Below are 15,633 nucleotides of genomic sequence, written 5' to 3' on the forward strand. Positions count from 1 at the left end.
TGTCCTCACCAAGAGGGGGACACCGTTTCCGGTGTCCCCCTCGTGGGCTGCTAGTCGCGGGCCGCGGTCAGCTGCGCCGCGTGTTCCTGGAGCGAGCGGACGCCCACACCGCCGTGGTTGAGCGCGTCGATGCCCTGGACGGCCGCGGCGAGCGCCTGGACCGTGGTGAGGCACGGGACGCCGCGCGAGACCGCCGCCGTACGGATCTCGTAGCCGTCGAGGCGGCCACCGGTGCCGTACGGGGTGTTGACGATGAGGTCGACCTGACCGTCGTGGATCAGCTGGACGATCGTCTTCTCACCGCCGGGGCCCTCGCCCTCGCTGAGCTTGCGCACCACGGTGGCGTGGATGCCGTTGCGCCTGAGGACCTCGGCGGTGCCGGAGGTGGCGAGCAGCTCGAAGCCGTGGGCGACCAGCTCGCGCGCCGGGAAGATCATCGAGCGCTTGTCGCGGTTGGCGACGGAGACGAACGCGCGGCCCTTGGTGGGCAGCGGGCCGTAGGCGCCGGCCTGGGATTTGGCGTACGCCGTGCCGAAGACCGAGTCGATGCCCATGACCTCGCCGGTGGAGCGCATCTCCGGGCCGAGGACGGTGTCGACGCCGCGGCCGTGCACGTCGCGGAAGCGGCTCCACGGCATCACGGCCTCCTTGACGGAGATCGGCGCGTCGAGCGGCAGGGTGCCGCCGTCGCCGGTCTTCGGGAGCAGGCCCTCCTCGCGCAGCTCGGCGATGGTGGCGCCGAGCGAGATGCGGGCGGCGGCCTTCGCGAGCGGTACGGCGGTCGCCTTCGAGGTGAAGGGGACCGTCCGGGAGGCGCGCGGGTTGGCCTCGAGGACGTACAGGATGTCGCCGGCCATGGCGAACTGGATGTTGATCAGTCCGCGCACGCCGACGCCCTTGGCGATCGCCTCGGTGGAGACGCGCAGGCGCTTGATGTCGAAGCCGCCGAGGGTGATCGGGGGCAGGGCGCAGGCCGAGTCGCCGGAGTGGATGCCGGCCTCCTCGATGTGCTCCATGACGCCGCCGAGGTAGAGCTCGTGGCCGTCGTAGAGCGCGTCGACGTCGATCTCGATGGCGTCGTCGAGGAAGCGGTCGACCAGGACCGGCCGGGTGGGGCTGATCTCGGTGGACTCGGCGATGTACTTCTCCAGGCGCGCCTCGTCGTAGACGATCTCCATGCCGCGGCCGCCGAGCACGTACGAGGGGCGTACGAGGACGGGGTAGCCGATCTCGTCGGCGATGGCCTTGGCGCCGGCGAAGGTGGTCGCGGTGCCGTGCTTGGGGGCGGGCAGACCGGCCTCGGCGAGGACCTGGCCGAAGGCGCCGCGGTCCTCGGCGGCGTGGATGGCCTCCGGGGAGGTGCCGACGACCGGCACGCCGTTGTCCTTGAGCGCCTGGGCGAGACCCAGCGGGGTCTGGCCGCCGAGCTGGACGACGACACCGGCGACGGGTCCCGCCAGCGTCTCGGCGTGGACGATCTCCAGCACGTCCTCGAGCGTGAGCGGCTCGAAGTACAGGCGGTCGGAGGTGTCGTAGTCGGTGGAGACGGTCTCCGGGTTGCAGTTGACCATCACGGTCTCGTAGCCGGCGTCGCTGAGGGCGAAGGAGGCGTGGACGCAGGAGTAGTCGAACTCGATGCCCTGGCCGATGCGGTTCGGGCCGGAGCCCAGGATGATCACGGCGGGCTTCTCGCGCGGGGCGACCTCGCTCTCCTCGTCGTACGAGGAGTAGAAGTACGGGGTCTTGGCGGCGAACTCGGCGGCGCAGGTGTCGACCGTCTTGTAGACCGGGCGGACGCCGAGGGCGTGCCGGACCTCGCGGACGACGTCCTCCCGCAGGCCGCGGATCTCGGCGATCTGGACGTCGGAGAAGCCGTGGCGCTTGGCCTCGGCGAGCAGCTCGGGGTCGAGCTTCTCGGCGGCGGCCAGCTCGTCGGCGATCTCCTTGATGAGGAACATCTGGTCGACGAACCACGGGTCGATCTTCGTGGCGTCGAAGACCTCCTCGGGGGTGGCGCCGGCGCGGATGGCCCGCATGACGGTGTTGATGCGGCCGTCGGTGGGGCGCACGGCCTCGCGCAGCAGCTCGTCCTTGTCGCCGGGGTCGCCGGTGAAGGAGAACTGGCTGCCCTTCTTCTCCAGGGAGCGCAGGGCCTTCTGGAGCGCCTCGGTGAAGTTCCGGCCGATCGCCATGGCCTCGCCGACCGACTTCATGGTCGTGGTCAGCGTGGAGTCGGCGGAGGGGAACTTCTCGAAGGCGAAGCGCGGCGCCTTGACCACGACGTAGTCGAGCGTGGGCTCGAAGGACGCCGGGGTCTTCTCCGTGATGTCGTTGGGGATCTCGTCCAGCGTGTAGCCGACGGCGAGACGGGCCGCGATCTTCGCGATCGGGAAGCCGGTCGCCTTGGAGGCGAGCGCGGAGGACCGGGAGACGCGCGGGTTCATCTCGATGACGATGATCCGGCCGTCGTCCGGGTTGACCGCGAACTGGATGTTGCAGCCGCCGGTGTCGACGCCGACCTCGCGGATGATCGCGATGCCGATGTCGCGCAGCCGCTGGTACTCGCGGTCGGTGAGCGTCATCGCGGGGGCGACGGTGATCGAGTCACCGGTGTGGACGCCCATCGGGTCGAAGTTCTCGATGGAGCAGACGACCACGACGTTGTCGTTCTTGTCGCGCATCAGCTCCAGCTCGTACTCCTTCCAGCCGAGGATGGACTCCTCCAGGAGCACCTCGGTGGTCGGCGAGAGGGTGAGGCCCTGGCCGGCGATGCGGCGCAGCTCCTCCTCGTCGTGGGCGAAGCCGGAGCCGGCGCCGCCCATGGTGAAGGAGGGGCGAACGACGACGGGGTAGCCGCCGAGCGTCTCGACGCCCTTGATCACGTCGTCCATGGTGTGGCAGATGACCGAGCGGGCGGACTCGCCGTAACCGATCTTGGCCTTGACGGCCTCGACGACGCCCTTGAAGAGGTCGCGGTCCTCGCCCTTGTGGATCGCCTCGACGTTGGCGCCGATGAGCTCGACGCCGTACTTCTCCAGCACACCCTGCTCGTGCATGGAGATCGCGGTGTTCAGCGCGGTCTGGCCGCCGAGGGTGGGCAGGAGGGCGTCGGGGCGCTCCTTGGCGATGATCTTCTCGACGAACTCGGGGGTGATCGGCTCGACGTAGGTGGCGTCGGCGATCTCCGGGTCGGTCATGATCGTGGCCGGGTTGGAGTTGACCAGGATCACCCGCAGACCCTCGGCCTTGAGGATGCGGCAGGCCTGGGTGCCGGAGTAGTCGAATTCGGCGGCCTGGCCGATGACGATCGGGCCGGAGCCGATGACCAGGACGGACTGGATATCGGTGCGCTTAGGCACGCTCGGCCTCCATCAGGGATACGAAACGGTCGAAGAGGTACGCGGCGTCGTGCGGGCCGGCGGCCGCCTCGGGGTGGTACTGGACGGAGAAGGCCGGCCGGTCGAGCAGCTGGAGGCCTTCGACGACCTGGTCGTTCAGGCAGACGTGGGAGACCTCGGCGCGGCCGTAGGGGGTCTCGGAGACCTTGTCGAGGGGTGCGTCGACGGCGAAGCCGTGGTTGTGCGCGGTGACCTCGACCTTGCCGGTCGTACGGTCCTGCACCGGCTGGTTGATGCCTCGGTGGCCGTACTTCAGTTTGTAGGTGCCGAAGCCGAGGGCGCGGCCGAGGATCTGGTTGCCGAAGCAGATGCCGAAGAGCGGGGTCTTGCGCTCCAGGACGGCCCGCATGACGGAGACCGGGTGGTCGGCGGTGGCCGGGTCGCCGGGGCCGTTGGAGAAGAACACGCCGTCGGGGTTGACCGCGTACACGTCCTCGGCGGTGGCGGTGGCGGGCAGCACGTGGACCTCGATGCCGCGTTCGGCCATCCGGTGCGGGGTCATGCCCTTGATGCCGAGGTCGACGGCGGCGACGGTGAACTTCTTCTCGCCGATGGCGGGGACGACGTACGTCTCCTTGGTGGCGACCTCCGCGGAGAGGTTCGCGCCCTTCATCTGCGGGGCTTCCTTGACGCGGGCCAGCAGGGCCTCGTCGCGGACGCCCGTCCAGGCGTCGCCGGAGAAGATGCCGACGCGCATGGCGCCGCGCTCGCGCAGGTGGCGGGTGAGGGCGCGGGTGTCGATGCCGGAGATGCCGACGACGCCCTGGGCGGCGAGCTCCTCGTCGAGCGAGCGCTGGGCGCGCCAGTTCGAGGAGACGCGGGCGGGGTCGCGGACGACGTAGCCGGCGACCCAGATCCTCGCGGACTCGGGGTCCTCGTCGTTGACGCCGGTGTTGCCGACGTGCGGGGCGGTCATCACCACGACCTGGCGGTGGTACGACGGGTCGGTGAGGGTCTCCTGGTAGCCGGTCATGCCGGTGGAGAACACGGCCTCGCCGAAGGTCTCCCCCACGGCCCCATAGGCGCGGCCGCGGAAGATGCGGCCGTCCTCCAGGACGAGTACGGCGGGAGCCTTGGCTCCCCTTGTGGAGGTCGTCATCGTGCGGTGCCTTCCGTCGTGCTTGCGTGGTGCGTCGAATTCACAGTGCTGATTGCCCCGACCCAGGCGGTGTGCTCGGCCGCGCGGTCGGAGCGGAAGCCGGAGTCGAGGAGCTTGTCGCCGTGGGCCCAGGTGACGATCAGCAGCCCGCCCTCGGCGAGGACCTTGCCCGCGATTCCCTTGTCGAGCCGGGCCTCGCGCAGGGCCTCGGCGGGGATGAGGAAGTCGGTGGCGCCGGGGCGTACGACCTCGATCCCCGCGTCGGTGAGGGTGAGCTCGACGCGGCTGCGGGTGCCGAGGCCGTGGGCGACGATCCGGTCGAGCCACTGCCCGGCGGTCGTGGACCCGTGGTAGCGCCCGCTCAGGGTCAGTTTCGCCTCGCCCGGCGTCTCCGGCACTCCCGGCAGCTCCGGCAGGTCCGACTGGAGGCTGCCGCGCCACTTCCATCCCTGGCGCATCAGCCAGTAGACGAAGGCGACGAAGAGGCCCAGGCCGACCACCCAGCCGATGCGTCCGGCCCAGTTGGTGACCTCCGCCGATTTCTCCCCGGCGGCCAGGATGATCACAGGTGTCACGCCAGCTTCCCGTCCACGAGCGTCGCTCGGCCCCGCAGGAAGGTGTGGGTGACGCGTCCCGGCAGCTCGCGGCCCTCGTAGGGGGTGTTGCGGCTGCGGGAGGCGAAGCCCGCGGGGTCCACGAGACCACGGTATGCCGGATCGACCAGCGTCAGGTTGGCGGGCTCACCAGCCGAGACGGGGCGACCGTGGCCCTCGGCCCGGCCGATCGCCGCGGGCTTGACCGACATGCGGTCGGCGACGCCGGCCCAGTCGAGCAGTCCGGTCTCGACCATCGTCTGCTGGACGACGGAGAGCGCGGTCTCCAGGCCGACCATGCCCATGGCGGCCGCGGCCCACTCGCAGTCCTTGTCCTCGTGCGGGTGCGGGGCGTGGTCGGTGGCGACGATGTCGATGGTGCCGTCGGCCAGGGCCTCGCGCAGGGCGAGGACGTCCCGCTCGGTGCGCAGGGGCGGGTTGACCTTGTAGACGGGGTTGTAGCTGCGGACCAGCTCGTCGGTGAGGAGGAGGTGGTGCGGGGTGACCTCGGCGGTGACGTCGATGCCGCGGGACTTGGCCCAGCGGACGATCTCCACCGAGCCGGCCGTGGAGAGGTGGCAGATGTGGACCCGGGAGCCGACGTGCTCGGCGAGGAGGACGTCGCGGGCGATGATCGACTCCTCGGCGACGGCGGGCCAGCCGCCGAGGCCCAGCTCGGCGGAGACGACGCCTTCGTTCATCTGGGCGCCCTCGGTGAGGCGGGGCTCCTGGGCGTGCTGGGCGACGACGCCGCCGAAGGCCTTCACGTACTCCAGGGCGCGGCGCATGATCACCGCGTCGTCGACGCACTTGCCGTCGTCGGAGAAGACGGTGACGCCGGCGGCCGAGTCGTGCATGGCGCCGAGCTCGGCGAGCTTCTTGCCCTCCAGGCCGACGGTGACGGCGCCGATGGGCTGCACGTCGCAGTAGCCGGACTCCTTGCCGAGCCGGTAGACCTGCTCGACGACGCCGGCGGTGTCGGCGACGGGGAAGGTGTTGGCCATGGCGAAGACGGCGGTGTAGCCGCCGGAGGCGGCCGCCCGGGTGCCGGTGAGGACGGTCTCGGAGTCCTCGCGGCCGGGCTCGCGCAGGTGGGTGTGGAGGTCGACCAGGCCCGGCAGGAGGATCTGTCCCTCGGCCTCGATGACGGTCGCGTCCTCGGCCGGCAGGCCGGTGCCCACCGCGGCGATGGTCTCGCCGTCGATCAGGACGTCCTGCGCCTCGCCGCCGAGCACCTTCGCACCACGGATCAGGATCTTGCTCATGGTCTCAGTTCTCCTCGGTACGGGGGTGGGCGGCGGCGGGCTCGTTGCCGCCGAGCAGCAGGTACAGGACGGCCATGCGGATGGAGACGCCGTTGGAGACCTGCTCGACGACCGTGCAGCGGTCGGAGTCGGCGACCTCGGCCGTGATCTCCATGCCGCGGACCATGGGGCCGGGGTGCATCACTATGGCGTGCTCGGGCATCTTCGCCATCCGGTGGCCGTCGAGCCCGTACCGCCGCGAGTACTCGCGCTCGGTGGGGAAGAAGGCGGCGTTCATCCGCTCGCGCTGCACGCGCAGCATCATCACGGCGTCGGACTTCGGCAGCACGCTGTCGAGGTCGTAGCTGATCTCGCAGGGCCAGGCCTCGACGCCGACCGGGATCAGGGTGGGCGGGGCGACCAGGGTGACCTCGGCGCCGAGGGTGTGGAGCAGGTCGACGTTGGAGCGGGCGACCCGGCTGTGCAGGACGTCGCCGACGAGGGTGATGCGCTTGCCGGCGAGGTCCTGGCCGAGGCCGGCGTCGCGGCCGACGAGGCGGCGGCGCATGGTGAAGGCGTCGAGCAGGGCCTGGGTGGGGTGCTGGTGGGTGCCGTCGCCGGCGTTGATGACGGGGGCGTCGATCCAGCCGGAGGTGGCGAGGCGGTAGGGGGCGCCGGAGGCGCTGTGGCGGATGACGACGGCGTCGACGCCCATCGCCTCCAGCGTCTGGGCGGTGTCCTTGAGGGACTCGCCCTTGGAGACGCTGGACCCCTTGGCCGCGAAGTTGATCACGTCGGCGGAGAGGCGCTTCTCGGCGGCCTCGAAGGAGATGCGGGTACGGGTCGAGTCCTCGAAGAACAGGTTGCAGATCGTGCGGCCGCGCAGGGCGGGCAGCTTCTTGATCGGCCGGTCGGCCACCCGGGCCATCTCCTCGGCGGTGTCGAGGATGAGGACGGCGTCGTCGCGGGTGAGGTCGGCGGCCGAGATGAGGTGACGCATCATCGGGGTTTCGCTCCGTGGTGGGAGGTCGGGGGTCCGGGGGTGTCCCCCGGGAGGCCCGTCGGGCGTGCGGGCGCGCAGGGGTGTGCCCTGGACCCGTCGGAAGCCGGTACGGCTAGGAGGACGGCTTGCCGCCGAGCAGGACGGTGTCGCGACCGTCCTCCTCGGCGAGCTGGACCCTGACCGTCTCCCGCAGCGACGTGGGGATGTTCTTGCCGACGTAGTCGGCGCGGATCGGGAGTTCGCGGTGTCCGCGGTCGACGAGGACCGCGAGCTGGACGGCGCGGGGGCGGCCGATGTCGCCGAGCGCGTCGAGGGCGGCGCGGATGGTGCGGCCGGAGAAGAGCACGTCGTCGACGAGGACGACCAGGCGGCCGTCGACGCCCTCACCGGGGATCTCGGTGCGGCCGAGCGCCCGGGCGGGCTTCATCCGCAGGTCGTCGCGGTACATGGTGATGTCGAGGGAGCCGACCGGGATCGTGCGTCCGGTGATCCCGGCGAGCTTCTCGGCCAGCCGGCGGGCGAGGTAGACGCCCCGCGTCGGGATGCCGAGGAGCACCACGTCGTCGGCGCCCTTGGCGCGCTCGACGATCTCGTGGGCGATGCGGGTCAGTACCCGCGCGATGTCCGGACCCTCGAGAACGGGGCGTGCGGCATCGGTCTGCGCTTGCGAGTCCATATGAAACGGACCTCCTTCTCCGCCTCACGGGACGGCTCTTAAAGGACGTCGGAATTGCGCCACCGACTCTACCAGGGGCGGACGACCACCCTGCTCACCACCCTGTCGACCCACCGGGCGCCGTCCCTCGGAGGGGGGCGGTATGGACCATTCGGCTTGACGGGGACAAGTAACGCTGCGTAACCTCACAGTGAGTTACCAGCCACGCGGCGGAGCCGCACGTTGTCACAGCGTCCGGGGAGCTATATGTCCAGCGAATACGCAAAACAGCTCGGGGCCAAGCTCCGTGCCATCCGCACCCAGCAGGGCCTTTCCCTCCACGGTGTGGAAGAGAAGTCCCAGGGCCGCTGGAAGGCCGTCGTGGTCGGCTCGTACGAGCGTGGTGACCGCGCCGTGACGGTGCAGCGCCTCGCCGAGCTGGCGGACTTCTACGGGGTGCCGGTGCAGGAGCTCCTGCCGGGCACCACTCCGGGCGGGGCCGCCGAGCCGCCGCCGAAGCTCGTCCTGGACCTGGAGCGCCTGGCCCACGTCCCGCAGGAGAAGGCCGGACCGCTGCAGCGCTACGCGGCGACGATCCAGTCCCAGCGCGGCGACTACAACGGCAAGGTGCTCTCGATCCGCCAGGACGACCTGCGCACCCTCGCCGTCATCTACGACCAGTCGCCCTCGGTCCTGACCGAGCAGCTCATCAGCTGGGGCGTCCTGGACGCGGACGCGCGTCGCGCGGTCGCCCACGAGGAGAGCTGACACCTCCGAGAGCCGATCAGCAGAAACGTTGCCGCCGGGGTGGCGGAAGGCCGTTTGCCTTCCGCCACCCCGGCGGTTTTCCGCGTCCGGTCGGCCCGCGTACGCCGAAGGGGCCCGCAGCACGGTGTGCTGCGGGCCCCTTCGACTGCCGGGAGGCGTCGGGCTCAGGCTTCCCGGCGCAGGCGCGGCTTCAGGTCCTTGAAGCGGCCCAGGAGGCCGTTGACGAACGTCGGGGACTCGTCGGTGGAGAACTCCTTGGCGAGCTGCACCGCCTCGTCGATCGCCACGGCGTCCGGCGTCTCGTCCAGCCAGATCAGCTCGTACGCGCCGAGGCGCACGATGTTCCGGTCGGCGGCCGGCATGCGGTCGAGGTCCCAGTCCACCGCGTAGGTGGCGATGAGCTCGTCGATCCGGTTCGCGTAGTCCGCGTACCCCTCGACCAGCTGCATCGTGAACTCGTTGACCGACGGCTGGCGGTCGTCGGACCGTGCGTGCCGGACCCAGTCCGCGAGGACCTGCTGCACGGACGCACCGCGCTGGTCGGCCTCGAAGAGGATCTGGAAGGCTCGCTTACGGGCGTTGCTGCGGGCAGCCACGGTTAGCTGCTCACCCGGCCGAGGTAGTCGCTCGTACGGGTGTCGACCTTGACCTTCTCGCCGGTGGTGACGAAGAGCGGGACCTGGATCTCGTGGCCGGTCTCCAGCTTGGCGGGCTTGGTGCCGCCGGTGGAGCGGTCACCCTGGACGCCCGGGTCGGTGTGCTCGATGGTCAGCTCGACGGCGGCCGGCAGCTCGACGAAGAGCACCTCGCCCTCGTGCTGCGCGACGGTGGCGGTGAAGCCCTCGACCAGGAAGTTCGCGGCGTCGCCGACGGCCTTGCGGTCGACCATCAGCTGGTCGTAGGTCTTCACGTCCATGAAGACGAAGTAGTCGCCGTCCATGTACGAGAACTGCATGTCGCGCTTGTCGACAGTGGCCGTCTCGACCTTGACGCCGGCGTTGAAGGTCTTGTCGACGACCTTGCCGGACAGCACGTTCTTGAGCTTGGTGCGCACGAAGGCCGGGCCCTTGCCGGGCTTGACGTGCTGGAACTCGACGACGGACCAGAGCTGGCCGCCTTCGAGCTTGAGCACCATGCCGTTCTTGAGGTCGTTCGTGGAAGCCACGGTTGCGGAATCTCCTGGACTGACGTGGGACCAGGGAGGCGTACGCGCCCTACAGCGCGAGCAGCTCCTTGGTCGTAATGGTGAGTAGCTCGGGTCCGCCGTCCGCCTCCTGGCGCACGACGAGCGTGTCATCGATCCGGACCCCGCCCCGGCCCGGGAGGTGGACCCCCGGTTCGACGGTGACCGGCACACAAGCGTCCAGTTTACCCATGGCCGAGGGTGCGAGCTGCGGGTCCTCGTCGATTTCCAGGCCGACACCGTGCCCGGTGAGCGGCGGAACGGCCTCTCCGTGGCCCGCGCCGTCCAGGATCTGGCGCGCCGCCCGGTCCACGTCCCGGTATCCGGCGCCCGGCACCAGCGACTCCCGTCCGGCCCGCTGAGCGGCGAAGACGAGTTCGTAGAGCTCGATCTGCCAGTCCGCGGGAGTGGTGCCGATGACGAAGGTGCGGCCGATCTCGCAGCGGTAGCCGCGATAGTTCGCGCCGAGGCAGACGGAGAGGAAATCTCCCTCCTCGACCCGGCGGTCGGAGGGCCGGTGGCCGCCGCGGCCGGAGTTGGGTCCGGTCCCCACGGAGGTCGCGAAGGCGGCGCCGTCCGCGCCGTGGTCGACGAGCCGCCGCTCCAGCTCCAGGGCGAGATGGCGCTCGGTCCGCCCGACCAGGATGGATTCGAGGAGCTCGCCGAGGGCCTGGTCGGCGATCTCGGCGGCGATCCTCAGGCAGGCGATCTCGTCCTCGTCCTTCACGATCCGCAGCTGCTCGACGGCGCCCCCGAGGTCGGCGAGGCGGAGCTTGGGCGCGATGGAGCTCATGGCGCGGTGGCGGGCCACGGTCAGATGGTGCTCCTCCACGGCGAGCGCGTCCGCGCCCGCCTTCCGGGCGAGGTCGACGGCGGTGACGGCGGGGTCGCCCCCGGCCGGGGGCAGCACGGACTGCCGGAGCAGCTCGTCGAGCCGCCCCTCGGCGGGATCGCCGCCGGGCGTGGTGGGGCAGACCAGGACGTCCTCGTCGGGGCCGAGCAGCAGTACGGCGCCGGGGGGCGAACCACCCGCGAGATAGCGGACATTGGCGGGGCGGGAGACCAGGGCCGCCGGGCTGCCCGCTGCCGCGCACCGGTCGCGCAGCCGCACACGGCGGTCCGCATACACCTCTGACATGTTCCGAGCCTACGAGGGGTGGGCCGACCCGGCTCGCTCAGCGCGCCCGACCGTGCCGCCACCCGGCCGCATCAGGCCATCGGTCACCAGGCGGGCGGGCTGGCTATGGAGCGGGCCAGGACCTCGTCGAGGACCCGGGCCGTGGTCTCGACGTCGTACTTCGAGTTGTCGATGATCGGCAGACCGGAGCCGTACCAGCCGGCCATCCTGCCGTGGATGGAGGCGACCTCCTCGTCGGAGAGGCGCCTGTTGCCGCTGCGCTCGGCGTTGCGTTCCAGGACGATCTCCAGGCCGGGCAGGAGAACGACCGGAAGCAGCCCCGGGCCGACATGCCGTTTCCAGCCGCCGAGGCCGACGACCGGTCGGTCGGGGAAGACGGCGTCGTCGAGGATGCAGGAGATGCCGTTGGCGAGGAAGTTCCGCGCGGCGAAGCCGCAGGTCCGGCGGGCGAGCCGGTACTGCGCCTCGGAGTGCTCGTTCCATCCCGACTGGGGGTCGGCGAAGCCGGAGCAGACCCATTCACGGACGTCGTCGAGGCTGATGTGCGCGGTCGGGACACGACGGCGCTGGGCCCAGTGACGGGCGACGGTCGTCTTCCCGGCGCCCGCGGGGCCGATCAGGAGGACGGCGAGCGTCGCCGTGCCGGTGCCGGGCTCGACGGGCAGGGCCACGGGCGGCAGCTGGACGTGCCCGGTGCTGTCCCGCGGCGGCGCGGAAGGCGGCGGCGCCGAACCGGGGTGCTGGGGACTCGGGTGCTGGGGACTCGGGTGCTGCGGAGCCGGGTGCTGCGGACCCGGGTGCTGGGGGCCGGGATGCGGCGCCATGCCGCCGGCCCAGCCCGTGGCGGGCGGAGCGGGATGCGGGGCTCCGGGCAGCGGCCCCGGAGGGACGGGACGCGGGTGCGGGTGCGGTGCCTGATGCCCGCCCTGCGGCAGAGGCGGCAGGGGCGGTACGGAAGGTCGGCCTGCTCCCGAGGCCCAACCCGAATGGTCGTGCGGCGGCAACGGAGCCCCCACTGCGTGCTGCATCCGGTGCCACTCCGTCTCGTACGGCCGATACTTCCGGGAACGTTACCGCCCCCGGCCCCCACAAGGGGAACGGCCGGGGGCGGTCGGGAGTGCCCTGGGGCGGAATCCTTCAGTCCGTCAGTTCCTCGGCGAGCGCCCGCAGGGCCAGCCGGTAGGAGCCGATGCCGAACCCGGCGACGGTCCCGGTGGCCACGGCGGCGACCACCGAGGTGTGCCGGAACTCCTCCCGGGTGTACGGGTTCGAGATGTGCACCTCGATCAGCGGCGCGGTCCGCTGGGCGGCCGCGTCGCGCATCCCGTACGAATAGTGCGTGAACGCACCCGGGTTGAGGACGACGGGGATCGAACCGTCCGCGGCCTCGTGCAGCCAGCGGATCATCTCGCCCTCGTCATTGGTCTCCCGCACGTCCACGTCGAAGCCCAGCTCGGCGCCGAGGGCCCGGCACGACTCCACCAGGCCCTTGTACGACGTGGCGCCGTAGATGTCGGGCTCACGCGAGCCGAGGCGGCCGAGGTTCGGGCCGTTCAGCACGAGGACGGGCTTGAGTTCGCTCACGCGGACACCTCGCCGTAGGCCGCGACGAGCACCGCCGGGTCGGGGCCTTCGAGGACGGTCGGCTTGGCGAGCCCGTCGAGGACGATGAAGCGCAGCAGGTCGCCGCGGGACTTCTTGTCCACCTTCATGGTCTCCAGGAGCTTGGGCCACTGGTCACCGCGGTAGGTGAGCGGCAGGCCGACGGACTCCAGGACCGTGCGGTGCCGGTCGGCGGTGGCGTCGTCGAGCCGGCCGGCGAGCCGGCCGAGCTCGGCGGCGAAGACCATGCCGACCGACACAGCGGCGCCGTGGCGCCACTTGTAGCGCTCGTTCTTCTCGATGGCGTGGGCCAGGGTGTGGCCGTAGTTGAGGATCTCCCGCAGGCCGGACTCCTTGAGGTCGCCGGAGACGACCTCGGCCTTGACCCTGATCGAGCGGACGATCAGCTCGGCGGTGTGCGGCCCCTCGGGCGTACGGGCGCCCTGCGGGTCGGCCTCCACGAGGTCGAGGATGACCGGGTCGGCGATGAAGCCGGCCTTGATGATCTCCGCCATGCCGCTGACGTAGTCGTTGACCGGCAGCGAGTCCAGCGCGGCCAGGTCGCAGAGCACCCCGGCGGGCGGGTGGAAGGCGCCGACGAGGTTCTTGCCCTCTGCGGTGTTGATGCCCGTCTTGCCGCCGACGGCCGCGTCGACCATGCCGAGGACGGTGGTCGGTACGGCGATCCAGCGCACGCCGCGCAGCCAGGTGGCGGCCACGAAGCCGGCCAGGTCGGTCGTCGAGCCGCCGCCCACGCCGACGATCACGTCGGTGCGGGTGAAGCCGGTCTGACCGAGCGCCTTCCAGCAGTACGCGGCGACCTCGGCGGTCTTGGCCTCCTCGGCGTTCGGCACCTGGATGGCCACGGCCTCGAAGCCCTGCTCCGCGAGGTCGGCCCGGAGGGCCTCGCCCGTCTCCGCGAGCGCCTCGGGGTGGATCACGGCCACGCGCTTGGCGCGGTTGCCGATCAGGGCGGGCAGCTCGGCGAGCAGCTGCCGTCCGACCAGCACCTCATACGGATCCGTGCCCGCCGAGCCGCCGACCTGGATACGGGTCACTTCCTGGTCCGTCATACGTCCTTCTTCAGCTCCAGTGCGTCGAGGACCGCGCTCGCGACCTCTTCGGGGGTGCGGTCGTCGGTGGCGACGACGACCCGGGCGACTTCGGTGTAGAGGTGGCGGCGCGCCTCCATCAGCTCGCGCCACTGGCGGCGCGGGTTGACGGCGAGCAGCGGCCGCGCGGTGTTGAGTCCGACGCGGCGGACCGCCTCCTCGACGTCCATCGAGAGATAGGCGACGGGCAGCCCGCTGAGGAGCTCGCGGGTGCCGGGGTCGAGGACGGCGCCGCCGCCGAGGGCGAGGACGCCCTCGTGCTCGGCGACCGCGGTCCGTACCGCCTCCCGCTCCAGGGCGCGGAAGTGCTCCTCACCGTCCTCGATGAAGATGTCCGAGATCTCGCGGCCCTGGGCGGCGACGATGTCGGCGTCGGTGTCCCGGTAGGGCGCGCCGAGCAGCTCGGCCAGGAGCGCGCCCACCGTGGACTTGCCGGAGCCCATCGGTCCGACGAGGACGACCAGGGGTCCGGTCACCGGATCTGGAGGTTGTCGAGGTACGACCGGACGTTGCGACGGGTCTCGGGGACGCTGTCGCCGCCGAACTTCTCCACGACGGCGTCCGCGAGGACGAGCGCGACCATCGCCTCGGCGACGATGCCCGCGGCCGGCACGGCGCAGACGTCGGAGCGCTGGTGGTGGGCCTGCGCCGCCTCGCCGGTGACGACATCGACGGTGGCCAGGGCGCGCGGCACGGTCGCGATCGGCTTCATCGCGGCGCGGACCCGGAGCAGCTCACCGGTGGTGAGGCCGCCCTCGGTGCCGCCGGAGCGGCCGGAGGTGCGCTTGATGCCCTCGGGCGTCGAGACGATCTCGTCGTGGGCCTTCGAGCCCGGCACCCGGGCCAGCTCGAATCCGTCCCCGACCTCGACGCCCTTGATCGCCTGGATGCCCATCAGCGCGGCGGCCAGCCGCGCGTCGAGCCGCCGGTCCCAGTGCACGTGCGAGCCGAGTCCGACCGGCACCCCGTAGGCGAGGACCTCGACGACCCCGCCGAGGGTGTCGCCGTCCTTGTGGGCCTGGTCGATCTCCGCGACCATCGCCTTCGACGCGTCCGCGTCCAGGCAGCGCACCGGGTCGGCGTCCAGCTTCTCGACATCGGCGGGGGTCGGGTAGACGCCGTACGGCGCCTTGGCGGCGGCGAGCTCGATCACGTGCGAGACGATCTCGATGCCCGCGGTCTCCTTCAGGAACGACCGGGCGACGGCGCCGAGGGCGACGCGGGCCGCGGTCTCCCGCGCGGACGCCCGCTCCAGGATCGGCCGGGCCTCGTCGAACCCGTACTTCTGCATGCCCGCGAGATCCGCGTGACCGGGCCGGGGCCGCGTCAGCGGAGCGTTCCGGCCGGTCTCCTTCAGCTCGGCGGGGTCGACCGGGTCGGCCGACATGACCTTCTCCCACTTCGGCCACTCGGTGTTGCCGACCATCACCGCGATCGGCGAACCGAGGGAGAGCCCGTGGCGGACACCGCCGAGGAAGGTGATCTCGTCCTGCTCGAACTTCATCCGGGCGCCGCGCCCATAGCCCAGGCGCCGCCGCGCGAGGTGGTCCGCCACCAGCTCGGTGGTGACCGGGACACCGGCGGGAAGACCCTCCAGCGTCGCGACCAGCGCGGGTCCGTGGGACTCCCCAGCGGTCAGCCAACGCAACCTGCTCAACGATGCTCCTCATGCTCGCGCCTGGAACTGCTGCGGCGCGACCGGGTGCGCGGCCCGGGCCCGCCGTATCCGATCCTCCCACGTCCGGGGCCCGAACCCGCTCGCCGGTCCAGGTATCGGACGCAGCATGTCAGGTCGGGCATCGGGTCGGCAGCGGGCCGGGCCGGCCTGCGGCGTCCGG

Annotated in this window: 15 protein-coding genes; 1 reads left to right on the forward strand and 14 read right to left on the reverse strand. The window is 71.4% G+C overall.

Annotation, left to right across the window (positions count from 1 at the left end; translation table 11 throughout):
- Positions 1 to 50 precede the first annotated feature (50 nt).
- From carB to pyrR, 6 genes are all read right to left on the reverse strand, one after another.
- Positions 51 to 3,359, reverse strand: coding sequence for a carbamoyl-phosphate synthase large subunit (gene carB / locus ACF06X_RS24865; protein ID WP_392289512.1), 3,309 nt, complete (start codon positions 3,357 to 3,359; stop codon positions 51 to 53).
- A complete protein-coding gene (gene carA, locus ACF06X_RS24870) occupies positions 3,352 to 4,497 on the reverse strand; it encodes a glutamine-hydrolyzing carbamoyl-phosphate synthase small subunit (protein WP_392289513.1) in 1,146 nt (381 codons plus the stop codon). Before carA ends, carB begins: the two co-directional genes overlap by 8 nt.
- Positions 4,494 to 5,072: a hypothetical protein gene (locus tag ACF06X_RS24875; RefSeq protein ID WP_392289514.1), complete on the reverse strand. Its 579-nt coding sequence runs from the start codon at positions 5,070 to 5,072 to the stop codon at positions 4,494 to 4,496. The genes carA and ACF06X_RS24875 overlap by 4 nt, the downstream gene beginning before the upstream one ends.
- Positions 5,069 to 6,355, reverse strand: coding sequence for a dihydroorotase (locus ACF06X_RS24880; protein WP_392289515.1), 1,287 nt, complete (start codon positions 6,353 to 6,355; stop codon positions 5,069 to 5,071). The genes ACF06X_RS24875 and ACF06X_RS24880 overlap by 4 nt, the downstream gene beginning before the upstream one ends.
- Positions 6,356 to 6,359: 4 nt before the next feature.
- The gene (locus ACF06X_RS24885; protein ID WP_392289516.1) at positions 6,360 to 7,337 is read right to left on the reverse strand and encodes an aspartate carbamoyltransferase catalytic subunit; all 978 of its coding nucleotides are present in this window, start codon (positions 7,335 to 7,337) and stop codon (positions 6,360 to 6,362) included.
- A gap of 112 nt (positions 7,338 to 7,449) precedes the next feature.
- Positions 7,450 to 8,013, reverse strand: coding sequence for a bifunctional pyr operon transcriptional regulator/uracil phosphoribosyltransferase PyrR (gene pyrR / locus ACF06X_RS24890; protein ID WP_392289517.1), 564 nt, complete (start codon positions 8,011 to 8,013; stop codon positions 7,450 to 7,452).
- A gap of 246 nt (positions 8,014 to 8,259) precedes the next feature.
- Between pyrR and bldD the strand changes: the two genes are divergently transcribed.
- Complete coding sequence (gene bldD / locus ACF06X_RS24895; RefSeq protein WP_005319862.1) at positions 8,260 to 8,760, forward strand: transcriptional regulator BldD; 501 nt, start codon at positions 8,260 to 8,262, stop codon at positions 8,758 to 8,760.
- Positions 8,761 to 8,924: 164 nt separating this feature from the next.
- On the opposite strand, the gene nusB is transcribed toward bldD, so the two are convergent.
- From nusB to aroC, 8 genes are all read right to left on the reverse strand, one after another.
- Entirely contained in the window at positions 8,925 to 9,356 is a 432-nt protein-coding gene (gene nusB, locus ACF06X_RS24900) for a transcription antitermination factor NusB (protein WP_392289518.1), read from the reverse strand.
- A gap of 2 nt (positions 9,357 to 9,358) precedes the next feature.
- Positions 9,359 to 9,925, reverse strand: coding sequence for an elongation factor P (efp, locus tag ACF06X_RS24905; RefSeq protein ID WP_392289519.1), 567 nt, complete (start codon positions 9,923 to 9,925; stop codon positions 9,359 to 9,361).
- A gap of 49 nt (positions 9,926 to 9,974) precedes the next feature.
- Positions 9,975 to 11,081 carry an aminopeptidase P family protein gene (locus ACF06X_RS24910; RefSeq protein ID WP_392289520.1) on the reverse strand — a complete coding sequence of 369 codons (1,107 nt, stop codon included), beginning with the start codon at positions 11,079 to 11,081 and terminating at the stop codon, positions 9,975 to 9,977.
- An 83-nt stretch (positions 11,082 to 11,164) separates the two neighbouring features.
- Positions 11,165 to 12,109: an AAA family ATPase gene (locus ACF06X_RS24915; RefSeq protein ID WP_392289521.1), complete on the reverse strand. Its 945-nt coding sequence runs from the start codon at positions 12,107 to 12,109 to the stop codon at positions 11,165 to 11,167.
- Between the two features lie 109 nt (positions 12,110 to 12,218).
- The gene (locus tag ACF06X_RS24920; protein WP_392289522.1) at positions 12,219 to 12,665 is read right to left on the reverse strand and encodes a type II 3-dehydroquinate dehydratase; all 447 of its coding nucleotides are present in this window, start codon (positions 12,663 to 12,665) and stop codon (positions 12,219 to 12,221) included.
- Positions 12,662 to 13,756, reverse strand: a complete 1,095-nt coding sequence (aroB, locus tag ACF06X_RS24925; RefSeq protein WP_392289523.1) for a 3-dehydroquinate synthase — start codon at positions 13,754 to 13,756, stop codon at positions 12,662 to 12,664. The genes ACF06X_RS24920 and aroB overlap by 4 nt, the downstream gene beginning before the upstream one ends.
- A complete protein-coding gene (locus tag ACF06X_RS24930) occupies positions 13,753 to 14,238 on the reverse strand; it encodes a shikimate kinase (RefSeq protein WP_392289781.1) in 486 nt (161 codons plus the stop codon). Before ACF06X_RS24930 ends, aroB begins: the two co-directional genes overlap by 4 nt.
- Before the next feature lie 29 nt (positions 14,239 to 14,267).
- Positions 14,268 to 15,452 (reverse strand): chorismate synthase, encoded by a 1,185-nt coding sequence (gene aroC, locus ACF06X_RS24935; protein WP_392289524.1) that lies wholly within the window; start codon positions 15,450 to 15,452, stop codon positions 14,268 to 14,270.
- Positions 15,453 to 15,633 lie beyond the last annotated feature (181 nt).

Source organism: Streptomyces sp. NPDC015346, from assembly GCF_043078785.1.
Classification (GTDB): Bacteria; Actinomycetota; Actinomycetes; order Streptomycetales; family Streptomycetaceae; genus Streptomyces.